15 protein-coding genes, 2 tRNA genes and 1 pseudogene are annotated in these 21,045 nt (G+C 66.2%); 10 read left to right on the top strand and 8 right to left on the bottom strand.

Features of this window, described 5'->3' with window-relative positions:
* Positions 1 to 981, top strand: coding sequence for a CRISPR-associated endonuclease Cas1 (gene cas1 / locus E1285_RS20045; protein ID WP_132154253.1), 981 nt, complete (start codon positions 1 to 3; stop codon positions 979 to 981).
* Positions 982 to 991: 10 nt separating this feature from the next.
* A complete protein-coding gene (gene cas2, locus E1285_RS20040; protein ID WP_132154251.1) occupies positions 992 to 1,255 on the top strand; it encodes a CRISPR-associated endonuclease Cas2 in 264 nt (87 codons plus the stop codon).
* 248 nt (positions 1,256 to 1,503) lie between these two features.
* On the opposite strand, the gene E1285_RS20035 is transcribed toward cas2, so the two are convergent.
* Positions 1,504 to 2,103 carry a hypothetical protein gene (locus E1285_RS20035; protein ID WP_132154249.1) on the bottom strand — a complete coding sequence of 200 codons (600 nt, stop codon included), beginning with the start codon at positions 2,101 to 2,103 and terminating at the stop codon, positions 1,504 to 1,506.
* Between the two features lie 393 nt (positions 2,104 to 2,496).
* Here E1285_RS20035 and E1285_RS20030 point away from each other — a divergent pair, with 393 nt between their 5' ends.
* From E1285_RS20030 to E1285_RS20010, 5 genes are all read left to right on the top strand, one after another.
* On the top strand, positions 2,497 to 3,372 hold the full coding sequence (locus E1285_RS20030; protein WP_132154247.1) for a LuxR C-terminal-related transcriptional regulator: 876 nt from the start codon (positions 2,497 to 2,499) through the stop codon (positions 3,370 to 3,372).
* 22 nt (positions 3,373 to 3,394) lie between these two features.
* On the top strand, positions 3,395 to 5,197 hold the full coding sequence (locus E1285_RS20025) for a S9 family peptidase (protein WP_132154245.1): 1,803 nt from the start codon (positions 3,395 to 3,397) through the stop codon (positions 5,195 to 5,197).
* Positions 5,198 to 5,282: 85 nt separating this feature from the next.
* Positions 5,283 to 5,549, top strand: a complete 267-nt coding sequence (locus E1285_RS20020) for a hypothetical protein (RefSeq protein ID WP_132154243.1) — start codon at positions 5,283 to 5,285, stop codon at positions 5,547 to 5,549.
* A gap of 59 nt (positions 5,550 to 5,608) precedes the next feature.
* Complete coding sequence (locus tag E1285_RS20015; protein ID WP_207946686.1) at positions 5,609 to 7,135, top strand: transposase; 1,527 nt, start codon at positions 5,609 to 5,611, stop codon at positions 7,133 to 7,135.
* Positions 7,136 to 7,534: 399 nt separating this feature from the next.
* Entirely contained in the window at positions 7,535 to 9,589 is a 2,055-nt protein-coding gene (locus E1285_RS20010; RefSeq protein ID WP_165966677.1) for a tetratricopeptide repeat protein, read from the top strand.
* Positions 9,590 to 10,034: 445 nt separating this feature from the next.
* Here E1285_RS20010 and E1285_RS20005 read toward each other — a convergent pair whose 3' ends face one another.
* Positions 10,035 to 10,481, bottom strand: coding sequence for a hypothetical protein (locus E1285_RS20005; RefSeq protein ID WP_132154239.1), 447 nt, complete (start codon positions 10,479 to 10,481; stop codon positions 10,035 to 10,037).
* Between the two features lie 1,120 nt (positions 10,482 to 11,601).
* Between E1285_RS20005 and E1285_RS20000 the strand changes: the two genes are divergently transcribed.
* Positions 11,602 to 12,792 (top strand): IS110 family transposase, encoded by a 1,191-nt coding sequence (locus E1285_RS20000; RefSeq protein ID WP_207946685.1) that lies wholly within the window; start codon positions 11,602 to 11,604, stop codon positions 12,790 to 12,792.
* A gap of 435 nt (positions 12,793 to 13,227) precedes the next feature.
* On the opposite strand, the gene E1285_RS19995 is transcribed toward E1285_RS20000, so the two are convergent.
* Positions 13,228 to 13,316, bottom strand: a tRNA-Ser gene (locus E1285_RS19995).
* 467 nt (positions 13,317 to 13,783) lie between these two features.
* On the opposite strand from E1285_RS19995, the gene E1285_RS19990 reads away from it, so the two are divergent.
* A tRNA-Arg gene (locus E1285_RS19990) sits at positions 13,784 to 13,856 on the top strand.
* Positions 13,857 to 14,144: 288 nt separating this feature from the next.
* On the opposite strand, the gene E1285_RS19980 is transcribed toward E1285_RS19990, so the two are convergent.
* The 5 genes and pseudogenes from E1285_RS19980 to E1285_RS19960 all read right to left on the bottom strand — a co-directional run bounded on the left by E1285_RS19980 (position 14,145) and on the right by E1285_RS19960 (position 20,498).
* Entirely contained in the window at positions 14,145 to 14,624 is a 480-nt protein-coding gene (locus E1285_RS19980) for a hypothetical protein (RefSeq protein ID WP_132154235.1), read from the bottom strand.
* Positions 14,621 to 15,876, bottom strand: a pseudogene (locus E1285_RS19975) (IS256 family transposase). The gene E1285_RS19980 and the pseudogene E1285_RS19975 overlap by 4 nt, the downstream one beginning before the upstream one ends.
* A 996-nt stretch (positions 15,877 to 16,872) precedes the next feature.
* Positions 16,873 to 17,502 (bottom strand): GPR1/FUN34/YaaH family transporter, encoded by a 630-nt coding sequence (locus E1285_RS19970; protein WP_132154233.1) that lies wholly within the window; start codon positions 17,500 to 17,502, stop codon positions 16,873 to 16,875.
* A 461-nt stretch (positions 17,503 to 17,963) separates the two neighbouring features.
* Entirely contained in the window at positions 17,964 to 19,793 is a 1,830-nt protein-coding gene (recQ, locus tag E1285_RS19965; RefSeq protein ID WP_132154231.1) for a DNA helicase RecQ, read from the bottom strand.
* 45 nt (positions 19,794 to 19,838) lie between these two features.
* The gene (locus E1285_RS19960) at positions 19,839 to 20,498 is read right to left on the bottom strand and encodes an HAD family phosphatase (protein WP_132154229.1); all 660 of its coding nucleotides are present in this window, start codon (positions 20,496 to 20,498) and stop codon (positions 19,839 to 19,841) included.
* A gap of 201 nt (positions 20,499 to 20,699) precedes the next feature.
* Here E1285_RS19960 and E1285_RS19955 point away from each other — a divergent pair.
* Positions 20,700 to 21,045 (top strand): hypothetical protein (locus tag E1285_RS19955; RefSeq protein WP_132154227.1); only part of this gene is annotated, 346 nt, incomplete at its 3' end.

The raw sequence follows: 21,045 nt of genomic DNA, 5'->3' as shown, positions 1-21,045 counted from the left end.
ATGCCCGCCGCCGCACGCACCTACTGGCTCACCAGCCCCTGCCGCATCCGCCGCAAAGACGAATCACTCGTCATCGAACGCGAATCCGCAGGCAAAATTCATATCCCCGTCACCGACGTCCGTGACATAGTCGCCTGTGCTGAAACCGACATCAACACCTCCGTCGTTGCGTTACTAAACCGCCACCGCATAAACGTTCATCTTCTCGGCTATTACGGTGACTATGCAGGATCACTCCTCACTTCCGACACAAGCACGTCCGGAGAGACGGTACTGGCCCAGGCTCGGCTGGCCGAGAACCCCGAAGCAGCACTCCAAGTTGCCCGCAGCATCGTGGACTCCGCTGCCTTCAACGTCCGTCGTGTCATCGACCGAAAGCTGCTCGCGCGCCCATACAACGTCTTGCATAAAAATCTGGAATCTGCGGAAAGTTCCGCTCAACTCATGGGAATCGAGGGCACCTTTCGCCGATCCGCCTGGGACGTCCTTGACACCAAACTTCCTGACTGGCTTCAACTTGGCGGTCGCAGCCGCCGCCCACCAAAGAACGCTGGGAACGCCTTCATCAGTTACGTCAACGGCATCGTCTACGCCCGCACACTGACCGCCTTACGACTGACGCCGCTCCATACCGGTATCGCCTTCCTGCACAGCAGTATGGAACGCCAGCGCCACTCCCTGGCCCTCGACCTATCGGAGATGTTCAAACCGCTGTTCGCTGAACGTCTTCTCCTGCGGATGGCCACACGAAACCAGCTCAAGCAGCACCACTTCGACAGCGAAGCCAACCAAGCCATGCTGAGCGACGGCGGGCGCAAACTCGTCGTTCAGGCCGTCCGCGACGAACTCGCCATCACCGTCGTCCACCGCGCGCTCGGCCGCTCCGTCGCCTATGACGAACTCCTCTACCTCGACGCACTCGCGTTGACACGACGATGCCTGGAAGGCGCCCCGTACAAGCCCTTTCGGATCTGGTGGTGAGGGAGGCTCCGTGCACGTCATCGTCGTCTACGACACCGCAGTCGAACGAAATCCCCGCATCCTGCGGACCTGCCGCAAGTATCTGCATCACGTACAGCGGAGCGTCTTCGAGGGCCAGGTCAGTACCGCCCAACTACGCCGCTTCCAAGCGGAGGTCGAAACCCTTCTGGACCTCAGCTACGACAACGTCATCGTCTACACCTTCCCACCAGGCACAACCCCCATACGCCACGCATGGGGCGCCGCCGAGCCGGCCCCGACCGACGTCTTGTAGCCCGATCCTCTGCAGGGTCCCAATTCGATCAAGAAGATTTCAGCGACACACCGGGGCCAGCTACACGACCGACGGCTCGCTGCAGAAACCATCACCGGATGACCTCTGGCCACATGGTTGACCTGCATCTTTACCGTCGGGTCCTCATCGCCCCTGCGAGGGTTCGCAACGTGGCGACGGCGGCGCGCTGTCGTCCAGGCCGCGCGGAACGCTTCCGGAGTCCTGGTCCGCGTCGTACCTGCTGGACTTCAGCGTTGCGAACTGAGAGTACGGAGCTTGGTGACTGCCTGGTCGTGGGGGAGCAGCTGCACGTTGTGGACGGGGAGGGGCCGGGGGCCGTCAGTGTCGATGAAGTGCGTTGGGCCGTAGGGCCATGCGCCGGACATGATGGCGATGAGGTTGGCGCCGTGCCAGCGTTGCAAGGTCTCGTGGACGACGTCGGCGTCCAGCCCGGGAGTTGCGAACCAGGTGAAGCTCGGGCTCTCAACAGGTGGGTCGTCGTTGGTATTGATTGTGGTGGAGATGCGGTCCTGCAGTTCGATGTGCTCGATGGCGTCTTCGAGGGTTTCCGCCGCATGCAGGTGTGGGCCGAAGCTATCGATCAACGGTTCGTCGAAGGCGCCGACGAACAGTCGGTCGAGATCGGGCTTCGTCGTGATGACCTGCGTAGCGCTGGTGGCGTGAGTGAGCGCTTCGGTGAATGTGGCCCGAAGGAGCCCGTCTGCGCCTGGCCCAATGAGCCCGGCTCCCTCCGGTCCTCCGAAGGCGTGGGCGAGGGGTTTTGCGTCAGTGTTTGCCCTACCGGGCTGGTCGCAGCGGTTGCAGGTCGGTACGGAGATGCTCGTCATCGTGGCTCCCGGTCGGTCGTAGTTCACTGACCACGATGAAACCGGGAATCTGCAGGTCAGCCGGGTGACCGAAACCCATGATGGCGACAAGTGATCAACTCTGGGGCCGCTGCCTCGTGGTTTGGAGCATCGGATCTGCTGTGGTGCCGTGGATCACGGTGGGTGGTGTGGTCGGTGGTGACTTTTGCTCATTGGCGCGAAACACTCACCCGCGAGGTCATGTAACTCTGCCGCCCGGCATCGCTACTCTCTGTGCCTGGAGGTGGTGCAGTGGGTATCGACGCCGAGCAGACGGCGAAGCGGCTGTAGAAGGATGTCGTCTCTAACGAACTGCTGTCGGCGTACGCACAGCTGCTGGCGCAGGACGGGTGTCTGCACGCGGAGGCGTCCGAGGTGCTCGGTGGTGCCGAGCAGGTTGAGGCGGTGATCCATGCGGGGATGGCGCACGTCCAGTCGTCGGGGCCGACGCTGTCGCCGCGGCTGGTGCCCGTCCCGCCGGACATGGCATTGCAGGGCACGCTGGCCGACCTGACGCGTCAGTTGGTCGTCGACCAGGAGCGTCTGCTGGCAGGGCAGCGGCGGATGGCCGAGACGCATCCTTGGGCGAGCCCGGCGGTGGACGAGTCGAACGACCGGCTGGTGCGGATCATCACCGACCGGGAGGAGATCGGCAACGTGTCCCGGGCGCTGATCGGTGCCGCGCGGCATGACTGGATCACGATGGACAACGGGTCCATCGAGCGGCCGATGGACGAGTTGACCGCGGTTCCGCCTCCGCCGTCCTTCGAAGGCCACGTCAGGTGCCGTGCCCTCTACGAGACGAGTTGCGCTGAGCATCCCGTCGGCGTCAAGACCATCGAGATCGCTGTGGAGGCCGGCGAAGAGGCCCGGCTGCTGCCCAGGATCGGCATGAAGATGAAGCTCGCCGACGAGGTGATCGCCATGCTGCCGCTGATCCCGACCGGAATGTCGGGGGCGTTGCTGATCCGGTCGTCGGTCATCGTCGCTGCGCTGCGCGAGTACTTCGAGTTGTTGTGGGAGCGCGCGATTCCTTTCGGTGCTGCCAGCCGCGAAAGCCCGCTGAATCCGCTGCAGCAGCAGATTCTGAGCATGCTCATCGAGGGACTGAGCGACGCGAGCATCGCCAAACGAGCTGGCGTGAGCCTTTCCACGGTGCGTCGTCACTCGGCGACCATCCGGGACAAGCTCGGTTTCGATCACCACTTCGCCGCTGGAGTCGCCGCGGTCCGACGCGGCTGGATCAAGTAACCCAACCCCGAGAGGCAGCCCCGTGCCTGAGTACCGCGACTTTGTTCCCCAGCAAGGTTTCCAGCCCACCTTGGCTCTATCCCCGGACGCCGGCACGGTGGCCTACTCCAGCAACGCTAGCGGACACTTCGACCTGTGGACGATCCAGGTCGCGGGTGGTGAGCCTCGTCAGCTGACCAGGCTCACAGATCAAGCCGTCCGGCAGATCGCGTGGGTGCCGGACGGCAAGAGCCTGGTCTTCACCGCTGACCGTGATGGCGATGAGCAGTACCGCATCTACCGGATCGGGCTGGACGACGAGAGTCCTACCGAAATCAGCTCCGGCCCTGACTGCCAGCGAATATTGGCGACCGTGCCGTTCGACACCGAGGGGCGGCACCTGGTCTATGCGGCCAATGACCGTGACGCGACCGTCCAGGATGTCCTCGTCCGTGACCTGGCCGGTGAGTCGGAACGCCGCGTTACGCCACCGCCTGGAGTGGTTTTTGAGCCGGCAAGGGTCTCGCCGGACGGACGTTGGCTGCTGACCGCTGGGTTCCGGTCCAACACACAGATCGCGACCTACTTGATCGACCTGCATGACCTCGACACCGAGCCAGAATGTCTCACAGCGGCGTACGGAGACGGACTTTTCGAGCCCGGTCCCTGGATGGCCGACTCTTCCGGCTTCTTCCTGCTCACTGACCTGTGGGGAGAGTTCACGGTCGCCGCTCGCTACCGGCTGTCCGATGGCTCCCTCGAACCGTTCGCCCAGCACGACTGGGACGTTGAGGGCATCGAAGCCGTCGATGACACGATCTTGTGGTCGGTCAATGTAGATGGGCGCTCCACACTCCACGCACTGGATGGTGACGCCGTCCTGTCCCTGCCCGACATTCCGCCGGGGGTTGTCAAGGCACTCGCACTGGCGCCCGGTGCCGACCCCGCCGTCGCCCTGATCGACACTGCCATCCGCCCGAGCGAGATCGCCGTCCTGGACCCGGCGGACGGATTCCGGTACCTCACCGATGTCCGCCCACCCGCGCTGCACGTCATCGAGCCCGTCGAGCCGGAGCCCGTCGTCTACCCCGCCTCTGCCGGACGTCGTGTTCATGCTCTGCTCTACCGGCCGCACGGGCCGGGGCCGCATCCGGTGCTGCTGTCGATCCATGGTGGTCCCGAGGCCCAGGAGCGTCCCGCCTACCCACGTTCCGGCCTCTATCAGCATCTGCTTGACCAGGGCATCGCCATCTTCGCGCCCAACATCGCCGGGTCGACCGGTTACGGAGCGACGCACCAGAAGCTCATCTACCGCAACTGGGGCGGCTTCGACCTGGACGACCTTGACCATGCCGCTCGCTACCTGCAATCCATCCCAGACCTCGACGGTGATCGCATCGCTGTCATGGGCGGCTCCTATGGCGGCTTTGCTGCGTTGTCCTGCCTGGCTCGGCTTCCCTACCCGTGGGCTGCCGGTGTGTCCTTGTGCGGCCCTTCGAACCTGGTGACTCTCGCCCGAGAGTGCCCGCCGACCTGGAAGCACTTCGTCTCCACCGTCCTCGGCGACCCGGACCTCGACGCCGAGGCCCTCACGCAACGCTCACCCATCACCTACGCCGACGCCATCACCGCGCCCCTGTTCGTCCTACAAGGCGCCCGCGATCCGCGTGTCCCCCGAGCCGAGTCCGACCAGCTGGTCACCCGTCTGCGCGCCCGAGGTGTCGACGTTCGTTACGAGGTCTTCGAGGACGAAGGGCACGGATTCACCAACCGGAACAACGAACTCCGCGCCTATGAGGAGATCTCACAATTCCTGTGCAGCAACTTGCTTGATGGCAAAGTCTGACCGGACTGCAAGAATTTCGCCAGCATCTGGCAAGATCCAGAAAAGGGCCAGTGGTGTCGAACGTGCCGCACTCTAAGGTGCGAGCGTGTTCAAAGCCCTCTCGCCCCTGGCTCTTTTCCGAGACCCGGAAGCTTCCCCACTGTTCATCGCCCGCCTCGTTTCCAGCGCAGGTGCCGGTTTCGGCCAGATGGCTCTCGCCTGGGGTGTGATGGGCCTTGGATACGGTCCCGGCGGCCTCGCGATCGTGCTGGCCTGCAACTCGATCCCCGCCCTCCTGATCCTCTTCTGCGGAGTGAGCGACTCTGTCGGGAATCTTGGGGCTCGTCGGCGCGTCTCGGGGGATGGTCGATGAGTGATCGACAAACTACCGCGGGTTCATGACGTCGCCCATGTCCCCCGAGGTGGTCACACGTGTCGGTTCGTGCCCGGTCTGGTGTCGAGATCCCAGAGCTGACCGCGCGGGTGGCGCGCGCCAGCAATCCGAGGGGGACCACCGCGATGTGGGTCCGTGAACGCCTCGACGGACTGTGGAGCGATGAGGATTTCGCCGCCTGGTATCCGCGTGACGGGCGCGCGGGCATCTCCCCTGCGCAGCTGGCCACCGTCAGTGTCCTGCAGTTCCTGCACAATCTGTCCGACCGGCAGGCGGCCGAGGCGGTCCGCTGCCGGATCGACTTCAAGTACGCGCTCGGCCTGGAGCTGGAGGACCCCGGCTTTCATCACAGTGTGCTGGGCGACTTCCGTGGCCGGCTCGCGCACGAAGGCCGCGCCGATGCCCTGCTGAACCTGGCGTTGGAGCGGCTGAAGGCGGCGGGGCTGGTGCGTGAGCGTGGACGGCAGCGCACCGATTCCACCCGCATCCTGAGCGCCGCGCGGGTGCTGACTCGCCTGGAGCTGGTCTTGGAGACGGTGCGGGCCGCGGTGGAGGAGGTGGCCCGCACCGCCCCGGAGGTGCTGGACGGGCTGGTCACAGCCGAATGGGGCGAGCGCTACGGGCGGCAGGTGCGGATGTGCAGCCAGCCCAGTCGCCCGGTGTCCCGGCTCACCCAGGCCGGCCTCGACGGTCACGCCCTGCTGACCGCCGTTGGTGCGCAGGCCCCCTGGTGCCGGACGGGCAGGCAGGTACGGGTGTTGCGGCAGGTCCTGGTGCAGCAGTTCTACACCGATGCCGGCGACCGGCTGCGCCCCCGCGATGAGAAGGCCGGCCTGCCACCGGCGGGGCGCCGGATCCAATCGCCCTACGACACCGATGCCCGCTACGTCAGCCGCAACGACACCAAGTGGACCGGCTACCTCGCCCACGTCACCGAGACCTGCGACGACGAGGGCACCAACGTGATCACAGATGTGGCCACCGTGGTCTCGGCAGGTGACATCAAGGCCCTGCCCGGCATCCACCAGCGGCTCGCCCACCGGCGGCTCCTGCCCGCTCAGCACCTGGTCGACGGCGGTTACACCTCGGCCGTCGCCGTCGATGAGGCCGCCCGTGCGCACAACACCGAACTGGTGGGGCCGCTGGCTGCCCGGGGCCCGAACCGGCACCGCAAACAGCAGACCGGTTTCGCCCGCGAAGACTTCGCCATCGACTTCGACCACCGCACCGTGACCTGCCCGAACGGAAAGGTCACCGGCAACCGGGTGCAGGCCCCGGCGATGGCCCCTACCTGGTGGCCCGCTTCCACAAGAATCACTGCGCGCCGTGTCCCGACCGGCCCCGCTGCACCAGCGGAACCTCACCACCAACGATCAACTTCCTGCCCCGGCATCTGCACCAGATCCAGGCCAAGAACCGCGCCGACCAGCACGATCCCGCCTGGCTGCGCCTCTACCACTCCCGCTCAGGCGTCGAGGGCACCGTCAACGAGATCGTCAACGGCCACCGAATGCGCCGCTGCCGCTACCACCAAACCGCCAAGGTCCACCTCCAGCATGTCCTGACCGCGATCGCGATCAACATCCAACGCCTCAGCGAACAGGACCCGGAAACCTCCACCTACCGGCCCCGCCCGCCAACCGCGTTCCAGCAATACCTCCAGCAACGCGAACTCCCCCGGCCGATGTGGTGGCGCCAGGGCAAGTGATCACACATCCCCAAGATTCCCGACAGAGTCGCTCCGTCTTCTGACCGAGTGTGGCAATCAACCCTTTATCCCGCGGACCGGCCGCTAACGTAATTATCTGGATACTAGCTAGAGGGGTGTCACCTGGACGGTGTCCCGGTTGCGGCCAGCAGGCCAGCCGGAGTCCGGAACGAGCCATCAACGTACGCAACAGTCGACCCGACTGGCGGGAGCGAGTATGCGGCAACGGCGAGCCGGTTGGTACGGACTGTTAGCGGTGAGCGGAGCGTTACTGGTCGCGGCCCCCACGCTACTGACCATCGCCAATGTCAAGGACTGGCGCGCATTAGTTGCTGCAGCGACGATCGGCCCCATCGCGGCACTGTTCGCCTGGGTGGGCAGGGAGCGGTTCACAGCACTGGCGCAACATCGCGACGAGCAGGCCAAGCAGTTGGCCATGGGAACCTTTACTCCCGGTGGGAGGCTTCCCCGAGTCAAGGAGATCACTGACCCGATCGCGGTCGGAGTGCATCCCGCGCCGTTGAGGGAACCCAGAGAAGACGCTGATCCACTCAGCCGCGATCGGGTACCGGTATACGTGCCACGCGATATCGACCTCCGACTCCGAGACGTGCTGAACCACCCCGGCTTCCTGCTACTGGTCGGTGATTCCACAGCGGGCAAAACAAGGGCCGCCTACGAGGCCATGAGAGCGATCTTGCCGGACCATACATTTATCTCCCCCGAAGGCAGAGATGGACTATCCGTGGCCATTGAGGTCGCTGCAAAGATCCGGCGATGCGTACTGTGGTTGAACGACCTGGAGCATTATCTGGGTTCCGATGGACTCACCCGCAAGGCGGTCACGGAACTGCTCGCCGGGAACAAGCATCACAGAATTATTCTGGCAACTCTCCGCACGGCGGAAGAGAGTCGCCTTACCGGCGCCGAGACCGCTCCGGGAGAGGAAGGACGTCAACTCCAATATGACACCCAAGCGGTGCTCGATCAGTCCGATCGCATTTTTCTTGAACGAAACTTCACAAGCTCTGAGCGGGGTAGAGCTCGAAAAATAGCCAAGGAAGATCCACGAATAGACGATGCTCTTGTTCACTCTGGCAACTATGGGCTCGCCGAGTATCTAGCCTGCGGCCCAGAACTGTTGAGAGAATGGGAGAACGCCTGGGCGCGCGGTACTCATCCACGCGGAGCCGCGCTGATCGCGGCCGCCATCGGCTGCCGCCGGGCTGGTTACACCAGCCCGCTCCCCCGGGCTCTTCTCAGCGACTTGCACGTCGGCTATCTCAGCGAGCGGGGGGGAGCACGCCTTCGACCCGAACCCGAAGATCGAGCATGGGAATGGGCCACTTACCTACGTCCTTCGGGTAATGCCCTGCTGCATCCCGTCGGAAATGACACCTTCGAGGTTTTTGACTACCTCATCGACGTCGTCCAACGGCGTACGCCCGCCGGACACTACGTTCCAGAACGCACTCTCATCACTGTTTTGGCTTTTGCGAGCCCAGCCGACAGCCTGAGCATCGCGGGTGCAGCCTACTCCCAAGGGCGCTACCAACTAGCAGAACACGCCCTACGCCAGGCCACCGAACACGATCGTCATAGGCCCGATCATCCCGATGCCCTTGCTCGACACAGCAACCTCGCCGCCTTGCTGCGCCGACTCGGGCGGTTGGAAGAGGCCGAACAAGAGGCGCGGGCCGTGCTGAACGGCCGCATCCGAGTATTCGGGCCCGAACATCCTCACACTCTTGCCAGCCGCAGCATCCTTGTCACCGTCCTGCGCGATCTGGGGCGCCTTGAGGAAGCCGAGGAAGAAGGGCGGAGAGCGCTGAACGGCCGCATCCGGGTCCTAGGAGACCAACACCGCTCCTCCCTAGCCAGCCGCTGTATTCTCGCCACAGTGCTGGGTGAAATGGGCCGGCTGGAGGAAGCCAGACAAGAAGGGGAGTCGGCACTTAACGGCCGCATCCGAGTACTCGGGGCCGAACACCCCTACACCCTGGCCAGTCGCAGCAACCTTGCCGTAATACTGAGTGAACTTGGCAAACTGGAGGAGGCCGAGCAAGAAGGACGAGCCGCGCTCAACGGACGCCTCCAAATCCTTGGTCCCGAGCACCCGGACACCCTCGCCAGCCGCAGTACGCTCTCCGTCGTACTGCATCGACTGGGGAGGCTGGAAGAAGCGGAGGAAGAGGGACGAACCGTGCTGGAAAGCCGCACCCGGGTCCTTGGCGTCTACCACCCCGACACTCTGGCTAGCCAGGCCCAACTCGGCCTCGTCCTCAACGATCTGGACCAACCCGACTCATGATCTCATTCCGGCAGGACGGTCGGCAGGTTCGACTGGCTACCCACGCATAGCCATATAAGGGCCGCCCTGACCTTCGCGGATGCTCAAACCAGCGAAGCGACCCCAGCAAAAGTGACCCAGAACGTCCTACGAAACGGCCGCAAGCCAGCGGTACTTACAGCCGCAAAGCAGCAGACGGAATACGTAACACACGGTCGGCGGCATGAGCGGGCATGTGAGTGAGCCCCGGTCGCGGGGGCCTGTGCGGTTTCTCGCGCTTGCGGCGCATCCCCGCCGTCGTGGTCGGGGCTGGCGGCGGGAGCAGTGCCCCAACGCCTGTCACTGCTAATCAGGCGCCGGTATCGCGGAGCCCACATCGGGACGCCCGAGAATGAGGATCACAGTGCTGCAGACCCGTCGCACGTGTGCGAGGAACCAGTGGAAATGGGCAACATCGGTGGACTGTTCATCGGGTGCGTGCAGCAGCGCGAACAGGAGCAGACGCATTGAGGGCCAGAAAAGCGAGCCGTTCCAACGGCGTGGCCCCGCCCAGAACTTCGGCGACTTCTGGGGGAGATTGGTGGGGCGTCGCGGCCTGGCAACCCAGCCATGACACGAAGGCCTCGATCTTGAGCTGCTCCAGGCGCTCTTTCGACAGCCCGCCTCGACCGGCCCTCTGAGCCCCCGTGGTCCCGATCCCCATAGCGCGGCCAATGGCCTCCCATGTCAGGCCGCGTGCCCGCGCCTCGGCTAGAAGATCCTTCCGGATGACGCCCATGATCGCTTCCAGGTCTTTCGCGGCACGGATGTACCGCAGTGCGTGATCCGTATCGGACACTTCCATGTCAGGCGGATTCATACCGCTATCGAAGGTCTTAACCAGCTGGACGATCGCACGCCGGGCCTCGAACACGTGGCGTCGTCGGAGAACGGCCACGCATCCGATGTGCAGGGGGTGCCCCTCCAATGGGGGCTCTGCCATTCATTCACCCGAGCCACGTTAGAGGTATCCGCGTTTCCCTGTGAGCCCTTCCGATCCACTGCTAGTGGAACCGGTCACCCGCAGTGGACACGAGCCGCTAGGCCTACGGCTGCGCGCCATGCTCCCATGTGCGGCATGGCATCCAGCACCCTGAGCCTCGCACTGGTCACACTGGCCCTGACCGCTCGGGCAACGGCACCCGTGGTTCGGGAAGTGCGTAACTGTCTACTTGTGTGGCTCGCACTACGTGGCACCAGTCCCAACCAACGCCCGGAACTCATCAAGGCTCTTCCGCCATTGGACCATCGCCCTCCGCCCGCAGTGGGCCCAGTGGCAGCCCGCCGGGAGCAATCCCGCGGGACTTCCCGGGCCAGGCCGACGTTCGCGCAGAAAACGCAGACCGGCCGGGCCCGAGACGATGCTGTGCCCGAGAACGAATGAGTTTCGGGGTGTTCAAGGTGATGGCTGACGATCCCGACCGGGCCGGCTCCATGGCGCACTGACCAGCAAAGGTAATCGCGTGGACCGTTAGAGTCCGTGGCCAGCCCCCACCGCACAGGCCCGCCGCCTTCAAGCGTCCCAAGTAGTTTGAACAGAACGAGGTCGCGCGGGACATATCTCCAGGAACTGTCGGGCGGCCAGGTCGGCCAGAAGACTCGCAGGTACATCGCGCTCACCGAGTATGAGGACGCGCGTCGGGCCGGCCCACGGTGATCTCGAGTGGCGCGAGTGGATCGTTGCAGCACTGGCAGGCGCGTTCCGGGACCGAAGCGGATGATCTGAATGCAGGAGTCACCCGACACGATGTGTTCGTATGAAGTCGTGCAGTCAACGTTCGCTCGTCGGCTACTTGTTTCATTGCCTCAGGACCGGTGCTCGGCCAGGCTCGGTCCAGGCGCCCGGGCCGTCGCTCTCACATCGGCTGCCCACGCTGGTCGTGTGGCTCTCTTTTGGCCTGCGCGGTCCGGGCGTCGCCCAGGGCGGGGAGAGGCTCAAGAGGGGTTTGCTCTGCTCGAAGTAGCGGTGCCCTCCCGGCTCGACAACCCAGGTGATGGATCGAGCATCGGAGGACGCGCATGGACCCAGTGGTGTTTGGCATGGACCCGCACAAGCGCTCCGCCACGATCGAGGTGATGGCCGCCGACGAGACCGTCCTGGGCGGCGGACGCTACGGCACCGACCGCGCGGCTACACCGCGATGCTGCGCTACGCCCGGCAGTGGCCGGACCGGGTGTGGGCCGTCGAAGGCTGCAACGGCATCGGCCGGCACATCGCCAACCGGCTGCTGGCCGATGGCGAACAGGTCCTGGACGTCCCGGCGAAGCTGTCGGCACGGGCACGGGTGTTCGCCACCGGGCAAGGCCGCAAGACCGACGCCACCGACGCGCACTCGGTCGCCCTGGTCGGCACCCGGATGGCCAGCCTTCGACCCGTGGTCAACGACGAGCAGCTCGCGCTGCTGCGGATCCTGGTGGACCGCCGCCGGTCCCTCGGCGATGACCACACCCGGATGGTCGCCCAGCTGCACCAGCTACTGCTGGAGCTCATCCCCGGCGGGGCCAAGAAGAGTCTGTCGGCCGCCCAGGCCAAGGCCCTGCTCGCCAAGGTGCGGCCTCGTGACGCGGCGGGCAAGGCGCGACGCAGGGTCGCCGCGGAACTGATCAGCGATCTGGAACGCATCTACCGGCGTTCCAAAGAGGCCGACAAGGAGCTCAAGGAACTGGTCGCCTCCACCGGCACCACCCTGATGGACCTGCACGGCACCGGCCCGTCCGGCGCCGCCCGCCTGCTGGTCGAGGTCGGCGACATCACCCGGTTCCCCGACCGGGCGCACTTCGCCTCCTGGAACGGCACCGCGCCCATCGACGCCTCCTCCGGCGACCAAGTCCGGCACCGGCTGTCGCGGGCAGGCAACCGGCAGATCAACCGGGTGCTGCACATCATGGCCACCGTGCAGCTCCGCAACCCCACCGAAGGGCGCGCCTACTTCGACCGCAAGACAGCCTCGGGCAAGACCTCGATGGAAGCGATGCGGGCCCTCAAACGCCGCCTGTCCGACATCGTCTACCGGCGCATGCTCGACGACGCCCTCGGCCAGGCGGTGACGGGCCCGGGAGGACACCGGGGAGCGACTACTGAATCCAGCGCGGCCGGCTCACATCCCCATACCGGCACTTCGGACAAGTCACTTCCCGGACCCGCCACCACCCACCCTACGACCACCCTCAGCACGGCCCCTTGACACAGAGGGGAGCCATGAGAGTGGATCTCCCAGCGCTTCGAAGCCCTCAGCGAACGCTACGACGTCGTCCGTAAGGCACTTCGGGGAGGACAGGCCCATCGAGCGCATCGCTCGGCGGCACCGGATCAGCCTGCGCGCGGCCAAGGTCGCCATCGACGGCGGCCAGCTACCGCGGATCCGGTTCCACGACCTTCGCCACGGCGCGGCGACGCTGAGCTTGCTCGGCAAGGTCGACTGAAGGTGATCAGCGCGACGCTCGGTCATCGTTCACGGCCGATACCTACGCCTCCGTCCTGCCCGAAGTGGCCAAGGCCGCTGCCGAAGCGGTGGCCGCCGTGGTGCCGCTCCGACGCGATGGCCACACCATGGCCACACCAGACACCAAAAACGCCCCCGCCGAGGATGGTAGTCCTCAGCGGAGGCGCTGGTCAGAGGCGGAGGATCGGGGATTTGAACCCCGGATGGGCTTGCACCCAAACCGCATTAGCAGTGCGGCGCCATAGACCGGACTAGGCGAATCCTCCAGTAGCCGTCAGGCCCAGACAGGCTACCGGTTCGGCTCGTCTACCGGCAAAGTCTGGCCCGTGGGTCCAAGCAGCATAGTCCGTGACGCCGCTGCTATGCGAAGACAATCAGCCGGATGTCCGCTCCTGGTGCCGCAAAGAGCAAGCCGCCGCGATCCGTGAGGCGGGGCACGGCAGGCTTCAGCCAGGCCGTTCGCGCCGCCGTATGGCAGCGGCGTCAGGCTGGTGCGGGTTCGTGCTGCCGGAGCTCACCCATCGCAGCCGGATGTTCGTGCATGCTGGTGTCGCGGGGTCCCTGTGAGTACGGGCGGACGAAGACCGACCTTGCAGGGTCGCTCCTGGCTCGATCACTCTTGCGGCGTACGCTCAACGCAGCGAGCGCTGTGACGGACGTCATAGTGACCTCCCGCGTCCAGGCCAATCGATTCGCGATCGGGTCTGTGGAGCCGGTACAGTAAACCCGGCAGGCACCCGTAGCTCAACGGATAGAGCATCTGACTACGGATCAGAAGGTTAGGGGTTCGAATCCCTTCGGGTGCGCTCAGCTCAAGCCCTCTTCCGATGATGGGAGAGGGCTTTTGTGTGCGCCATGGGAGCCACGAGGCCAGAAGAGGGCGCCGCTCAGCGCCTCAGCCGCCGCCCGCGTGTCGTCGACGGGTAGATGTCCATAGACGTCTTTGGTGATCGCGATGGACGTGTGCCGAGGATCTCGGAGACGACGCGCAACGGCGTCCCTTGAGCCAGTATCAGCGAAGCGCCCGAGTGCCGCAGCTCATGTGGATGCCAGTGACCGCACCCCTGAGGAATTCTCAAGACCTGTGGATCAGGTCAACGTGGCTGGTCTGGCTGATGCAGTCGGCGGTCTGCTGTGGTGCGAACTCGGCGGGTTCGTCCCTGCTCAGCGAGCAGGCTGAGGGCGTGGCGTGAGGTGATGAGCTGTGACGACGCGGCCGTGCGCTGGAGCCAGTCGGTAGCTGTGGTGAGCTCTTGGGCGGTCCATGGTTCGTCCAGCGCGATCGTTCTGAGCAGGGTCCACTCGTGCAGACGGCGGATGAGGAAGGGGCGGTCTGTGATCGCTGTGGCCAGGGCCTGGGCCCAGGTGGTGAATGCCGGGTCGGTGAGCAGTTGGGCTGCGCGGCGTTCCAGGTGGTGGTTGACTGCCGCCTCGGCCATCGTTGCGTCCTGGTCGCGTAGGACGGTGGTCACCAGTTGGGTCTCGTCGGTTTCGGTGACTTCTTCCAGGAGTTGGAGGTAGCGGCGGTAGCGGCGGTGCTCGTCGGGCTCTTGGTCGATGTGCGGGCTGGTCATGCCGCGATCCCGTCCGGCCGCTCGACGAGCTTGCCTTCCTTGGACTGCGCGTCGGAACGGACGAGGGCGACCAGATGGGGTGCGTTGACGGCGCGCCACCGGGCTTGGGCGGACTCGATGAGCTTGAACGCCATGGCCAGGCCGGCGGTCCGGGAGCCGGGCCCCTTGGTGACCTTGGTGCGGTGTCGGACGGTCGCGAACGTCGACTCGATCGGGTTCGTGGTCCGCAGATGCTGCCAGTGCTCGGCGGGATGGTCGTAGAACGAGAGCAGTTCGTCGAGGTCATCGCTGATCTTGGCGAGGTCCTTGGGATGCTTGATGCCGTAGGCGGCCTCGAACTCCTTCACCGCGCGCAGGGCGTGGGTTCTGTCCTGGGCGTTCCGTATCTCCGCTAGCTGCTTCTTCGCGCCGGGGTGCGCCGACCTCGGCAACGCGCCGAGCACGTTCATCTTTGGGTCTTGGCCTGCGGAAACACCTCCGCGAGCGCGTTCCAGAAGCCCAGTGCGCCGTCGCCGGCCGCGAGCACGGGGGCGCCCCTCCCGCGCCGCTTGCGGTCGCGGAGCAAGTCGGCCCATGACTCGGTCGACTCCCGGTAGCCGTCGGCCGGCGCGATGAGTTCCTTGCGGCCGTCGGCACGGACTCCGATCATGACGAGCAGGCAGAGTTTGTGTTCCTCAAGCCGGATGTTGACGTGGATCCCGTCGGCCCACAGGTAGACGTGGTCGACCCCGGCGAGATCACGGGCGGCGAACGTCCGCTGCTCGGCCTTCCGCTGCTCGGTCGGCTTGGCGATGACCGGCGCCGACAACCCGGCTGAACTGCCGAGGAACTGGCCGAGGGCGGGCACGAAGTCGCCCGTCGGCAGGCCGTGCAGGTAGACCAGCGGCAGCACCTTGCTGACCTTCGGGGTCTTGCGGCACCACGGCGGCAGGATCGCCGAGGAGAACCGCTGCCGCTCCCCGGTCTCGGGGTCGACGCGCTTGTCGTTGACCCGCGGCGCCCGCACCTCGATCGCACCCGCCGAGGTCAGGACCTCACGCGGCTGGTGCGAGCCGTTCCGCACGACCGGGCGACGGCCCCGCTCGTTTCGCTCCTCGGCGAACCGGGCGATGTAGGCCTCGACCTCGGCCTGCAGAGCTTCAGCGAGTATCCGGCGGGCCCCCTCCCGTACGATCTCATCGATCAGCGACGAAGGTCCGCCAGCGTCGCCGCCGTGGTCTCGGCCGGACGGGTCAGGAACCACGGTGAGCATCGGGTGTGCCTTCCCGACCGACGTTGGCGCCTCGGTCATGCTTGAGATGAGTCGTGATCTGCGGGAAGCTACACCCCCTTCCCGTAGATCCACAGGTCTCAAGCATTGCTCCACACCCTGGGGTTGAGCACCTGGAGTGTTGGGGCGTGGCGTGTACCGTTCGACCCGCCTAGAGATCGGTGAGGCGCTGGAACTGTTCGACCTCACGGGCCATGCGGACATGCGCCGTTGTCGCTGTCGACCTAGTTTTCGCTGGCGACGGGGCTGGGCTGTCCGAGTCGGCTGCTCCTGCTGGACGAGCCGGAACGCGGCCTCGGCCCGGTGTTCCGTGGACGGCGGGCGTCGATCCTGGACGGCAGCGCCGCCGAGGGCGGCACCGTGGTGATTGCGACGCACGATCTGGAAGTCGCCTGTAGCGTCCGCCGAGTTGCTCTGGAGCTTGCGTGATCGGCGTGTCGCGGGCGGCAAGTGCTGGGCGGATCTCTACACCTTCTGGCCGGGTTGATCATCCTGAGGTGCTCTGGCAGCTTGCCCAGGCTGCGGTCTCGGCCTCGGCGGCCATCGCTTGGGTTGAGTGGCGCAGGCGGGCACGCCGCCCGCGTTGGATGTGCGCCTCCCTGGGCTCCGCCGCGACCGCCGGAGCGGCGGCGCTGCTTCGGGCAGCTTTGCTCGGCTGCGCGGCGGCGTTGCTGGGGCTGGACGCCCCGCCGTCCGCGGCCGCCGCATAACTTGGGGCTCGGGACCTGACCGCCTTCCTCATCACCGTGCGATGCTGACCCGCGCGTCGGGTGAACGGTTGCCAGGCCTCTTCCCGGGGCGGACGATCTTGGAAGTGGCAGACGGGCCCGGATGAGCTCTGGGCCCGTATAGGTGGGCTTGTGTAGGAGCGTCCGGACGCGGGTGATCTCTGGGGGGCTTCGGGGAGGGGCCGGAGGTCTTCCGGGGGCGCGTGCATCGCGGAGATGGGCGCTGGGATTGGCCTGGGTGGGTGTGGGGTCAGTGTTGGCGGGGCCTGGTGTCGGGGATGAGGTGTTTGAGGACGGGTTCGCCGACGTTCAGGACCGTCCGGCCGAGCATGCTGTTGGCCAGCCCCGCGGCGGACGCGTACCAGGCGCAGATGGCGGTCAGGACGCCCAGGTAGCCGCCGATCTTGATGGTGATCTCGCTGGTGGCGAGGTTGCCGATGAGCAGGATGATCAGCGTGGCCTCCAGGGTCAGGAAGACGGCGAGGACGGCTTGGTTGATCTGTGTGCTCCACAGCAGCATGTACGCGTTGAAGATCGCGAACGCGAGCAGGATCCAGCCGATGTCGTTGGCCTGCTGTGCGGGGTTCGTGGCGCCGGCGAGCAGTACGACGTAGAGGCCGAGGCCGAGCCAGAAGCCTCCGAAGGACGAGAAGGCCGTGGCCCAGAAGACGTTCCTGTTGCGGAACTCCCACATGCCCGCGAGCAGTTGGACGAGGCCGCCGTAGGCGAGGGCGTAGCCCAGCCAGGCGTCGGTGCCGTTGGTCCAGCCGGCGTTCTTGGCGGAGAAGAGGAACATGGTCACGGCCAGGGCCGCCAGGCCCAGAGGGACGGGGTCCGCGACTGTGGGTTGTGTCCGGGATTCTTGCTCGACCTGAGACATGGTGCCTCCTAGGTGTGGCAATTCGACCGTAAGTCTGCCCCGGTTTATGGATGTTTCCCGCTATCGGCCCAGTTTTGAACGGAATTGACGGAGTGCGGGAGGGGATCCGGACGGGCGGCCCCTGGGACGGTGCCGGGAAGACCTCGGCACAGCCGCCGTGAGCTGCGGCTATGGCGGCGATGGTCGGGAGGTCGAGACCCGTGCCGGTGGTGCTGTGCTCGGTTCGGTGGAAGCGTCGGTCACTTCGATAATGCCTGGTTTGAGGTGAATGATCGCCGAGGTTCTGGGAGGTGTATGGGCGTGGACATTGGCCAGAAGATTTGCGAAAACCTGGCGTATTCGTGATTCGTCCACTGTTGTCAGCAGCGTGTCGGGGGCGTCGAGCCTGAGTGGACGGTCCGGGTCGGCGGGGACCGGCTGTGGGGGTGCGCAGCTCGTGCGGGGGGTGGTCTGCGGCTGGGCTAGTCGGTTGAGGTGAGGGTTTCCAGGACTTGGTCTCCGTATTTGGCGAGTTTGTTCTCGCCTACGCCGTTCACGTGGCCGAGTTCGGTGAGGGACGTGGGGAGGGCGGTGGCGATCTCGCGGAGGGTGGCGTCGTGGAAGATGACGTAGGCGGGGACGCCCTGTTCCTTGGCGGTGGCGGCGCGCCAGGCGCGGAGGCGTTCGAAGATCGGCATGGCCTCGCCGGGCAGGTCCACGGGGGCCTTGCGCTCCTTGGCGGCCTTCGCCGCCTTTGAGGTGGGGCGTTCCGGCTCGCGGCGCATCATGACCTTGCGGTCGCCGCGCAGGACGCCGGCGCTCGCGTCGGTCTGGAGCAGCGTGCCGTGGTTGCTCTCGACGGCGATCAGGCCCTGGGCGAGGAGTTGGCGGACGACGCCGCGCCATTCGGTCTCGCGTAGTTCGGTGCCGACCCCGAAGGGCTTCAGGGAGTCGTGGTCGAACTGGATGACCTTGGCGTTCTTCTTGCCGAGCAGGATGTCGATGATGTGCCCGGCGCCGAACTTCTGGCGGCGTTCCCGGTCGAGCCGGACGATCACCGACAGGACCTTCTGGGCGGGGACGGTCGCGTCCCACGTCTCGGGCGGCGTCAGGCACGTGTCGCAGTTGCCGCACGGCTCGCCGGACTGGCCGAAGTAGTTCAGGAGCTGGACGCGGCGGCACTCGACCGTCTCGCAGAGGGCGAGCATGGAGTCGAGGTGCATGGCCTGGCGGCGGCGGAACGCGGCGTCGCCCTCGCCGCCGTCGATCATCTTGCGCAGGTTGACGACGTCTTGCAGGCCGTAGGCGAGCCAGGCGGTCGACGGGAGGCCGTCACGCCCGGCGCGTCCCGTCTCCTGGTAGTAGCCCTCGACGGACTTGGGCAGGTCCAGGTGGGCGACGAAGCGGACGTCGGGTTTGTCGATGCCCATGCCGAACGCGATCGTCGCGACGATGACCATGCCGTCCTCGCGCAGGAAGCGCGCCTGGTTCGTTGCGCGCGTCCGCGCGTCCAGGCCGGCGTGGTAGGGGAGGGCCTCGATGCCGTTCTCGGTGAGGAACGCGGCGTGCTTCTCCACCGAGTTGCGGGACAGGCAGTAGACGATGCCGGCGTCGCCCTTGTGCTCGGTCTGGAGCAGGCCCAGGAGTTGGCGCTTGGCCTCGGTCTTCGGCTCGATCCGGTACTGGATGTTGGGTCGGTCGAAGCTCGCGACGAAGTGTTCGGCTCGCTCGAGCTGGAGGCGGGAAGCGATCTCGCCCCGGGTCGCCTCGGTGGCGGTCGCGGTGAGGGCGATGCGCGGGATGTCGGGCCAGCGTTCGTGCAGGCCGGACAGCATCAGGTAGTCGGGACGGAAGTCGTGCCCCCACTGCGACACGCAGTGCGCCTCGTCGATCGCGAAGAGCGAGACCGTGCCGCGGTCGAGCAGTTCGACGGTCGAGCCGAGCTTCAGCCGTTCGGGCGCCAGGTAGAGCAGGTCGAGTTCGCCGGCGACGAACTGCGCTTCGACGACGCGGCGTTCGTCGAAGTCCTGGGTGGAGTTGAGGAAGCCCGCCTGGACGCCGAGCGCCCGCAGCGCGTCCACCTGGTCCTGCATGAGGGCGATGAGCGGCGAGATGACGATCCCGGTGCCCTTCCGGACGAGGGCCGGGATCTGGTAGCACAGCGACTTGCCGCCGCCGGTCGGCATCAGGACGAGGGCGTCCCCGCCGGCCACCACGTGCTCGATGATCTGCCGCTGGCCGTCCCGGAACGCGTCGTACCCGAACACGCGCCGCAGGGTGTCGAGAGTCTCCGGGATCTCGGGGGAAGCCATCGGCCCATACTATGAGCGCCCGCCGACGCCCGCCCCCGAGAACCCTCACCTGTGGATAACCTCCACCAGCTCCGGGGTCACCTCGTCCAGGCCGCCGGCGACGTGCGCGGCCAGGTCCAGCGCGTCGGACGCGGGCGGATGCGCCGGACGAGGGATGGCGATCACCGTCATCCCGGCGGCGTGCGCCGAGCGGAGCCCGTTGCTCGAATCCTCGATGGCGACGCAGGCGCTGCCCGGAACGTCCAGCTGGGCGGCCACGGTGAGGTACCCGTCCGGTTCGGGCTTGCCGCGGTCGACCTCCTCGGTGGACACGGTGGCGCGGAACAGGCCGTCCACCCCGAGCTTGCCGAGCACGACGTCGATGAGGGCGCGCGGGGACGAGCTGGCGAGGCCGAGCGGCCGGTACTCGGCCATCCGGTGCACGACGGTCTCGGCCCCCGGCAGCAGCGGCAGCCCGGACGCGTACCGCTGGAGCATCTGGTCGATCACCTCGTAGGCGACCTGGTCCGGCGTGACGCCGTCGATGAGGTCGGTGGCGAGGTAGCGCGCCCACTCGTCGGTGCTCATGCCCATGAGGCGTTCCTGGGTGTCGGGCAGCCAGCGTCCGCCGCGGTCCGCGACGTAGGCGCGCCGCACCTCCTCCCACACGGGTTCGGAGTCGATCAGGACGCCGTCCAGGTCGAACACGATGGCCTGCACGGGCATTGGTTCCTCCACGGGGTCTCGGCGCATCCCTCCCGGCAACGTTCATTACCCGGTGCTGTCGAGAGGGAACCTTGCGCATCGGTTCGGACGAATGCCCTCTGACCTGTATTTATCCGACGAATACGACATGATCCAGTTTCGGTCTGGCATGGTGGTGATCCTCCGCCCCCACTCCGGAGTCACTGCAGAGGAGATCTGCCCATGATGTTCCTCGGTTTTCTGCTGGTCGCGGCCGGTATCGCCGCCGGTGCCGGCGTCGTCCTCCACAACACCGCGGCCGCGGACCTCGTCGTCTTCGGTCAGGCCGTCCCCGGCGTGAGCGAGCAATGGCAGGTCTTCCTCGCCGGCGCGGCCGTGGCCCTCGTCTTCTTCACCGGGATGACGCTCACCTTCACAGGCGCCGTCCGCCGCATCCACACCCGCCGCGACCTGCGGGACCTCCGCGACGACCACGAGGAGTCGCTCACCACCCTGGTCGCTGAGAAGCGCCGCCTGGAGCGCGAACTCGCCCAGGTTCGGCAGGGCGGCCCCCGACCCAAGCCCGGCC

It is taken from the genome of Actinomadura sp. 7K507, from assembly GCF_004348425.1.
Taxonomy (GTDB): Bacteria; Actinomycetota; Actinomycetes; order Streptosporangiales; family Streptosporangiaceae; genus Spirillospora.
This window is presented reverse-complemented; position numbering and strand designations above follow the sequence as displayed.

Excerpts from the sequence above, each read along its gene's own strand:
- cas1 (WP_132154253.1), top strand. The coding sequence starts at position 1 with ATGCCCGCCGCCGCACGCACCTACTGGCTCACCAGCCCCTGCCGCATC.
- E1285_RS20035 (WP_132154249.1), bottom strand. The coding sequence starts at position 2,103 with ATGACGAGCATCTCCGTACCGACCTGCAACCGCTGCGACCAGCCCGGT.
- E1285_RS20000 (WP_207946685.1), top strand. The coding sequence starts at position 11,602 with ATGGATCGAGCATCGGAGGACGCGCATGGACCCAGTGGTGTTTGGCAT.
- E1285_RS19980 (WP_132154235.1), bottom strand. The coding sequence starts at position 14,624 with ATGACCAGCCCGCACATCGACCAAGAGCCCGACGAGCACCGCCGCTAC.
- E1285_RS19970 (WP_132154233.1), bottom strand. The coding sequence starts at position 17,502 with ATGTCTCAGGTCGAGCAAGAATCCCGGACACAACCCACAGTCGCGGAC.
- recQ (WP_132154231.1), bottom strand. The coding sequence starts at position 19,793 with ATGGCTTCCCCCGAGATCCCGGAGACTCTCGACACCCTGCGGCGCGTG.
- E1285_RS19960 (WP_132154229.1), bottom strand. The coding sequence starts at position 20,498 with ATGCCCGTGCAGGCCATCGTGTTCGACCTGGACGGCGTCCTGATCGAC.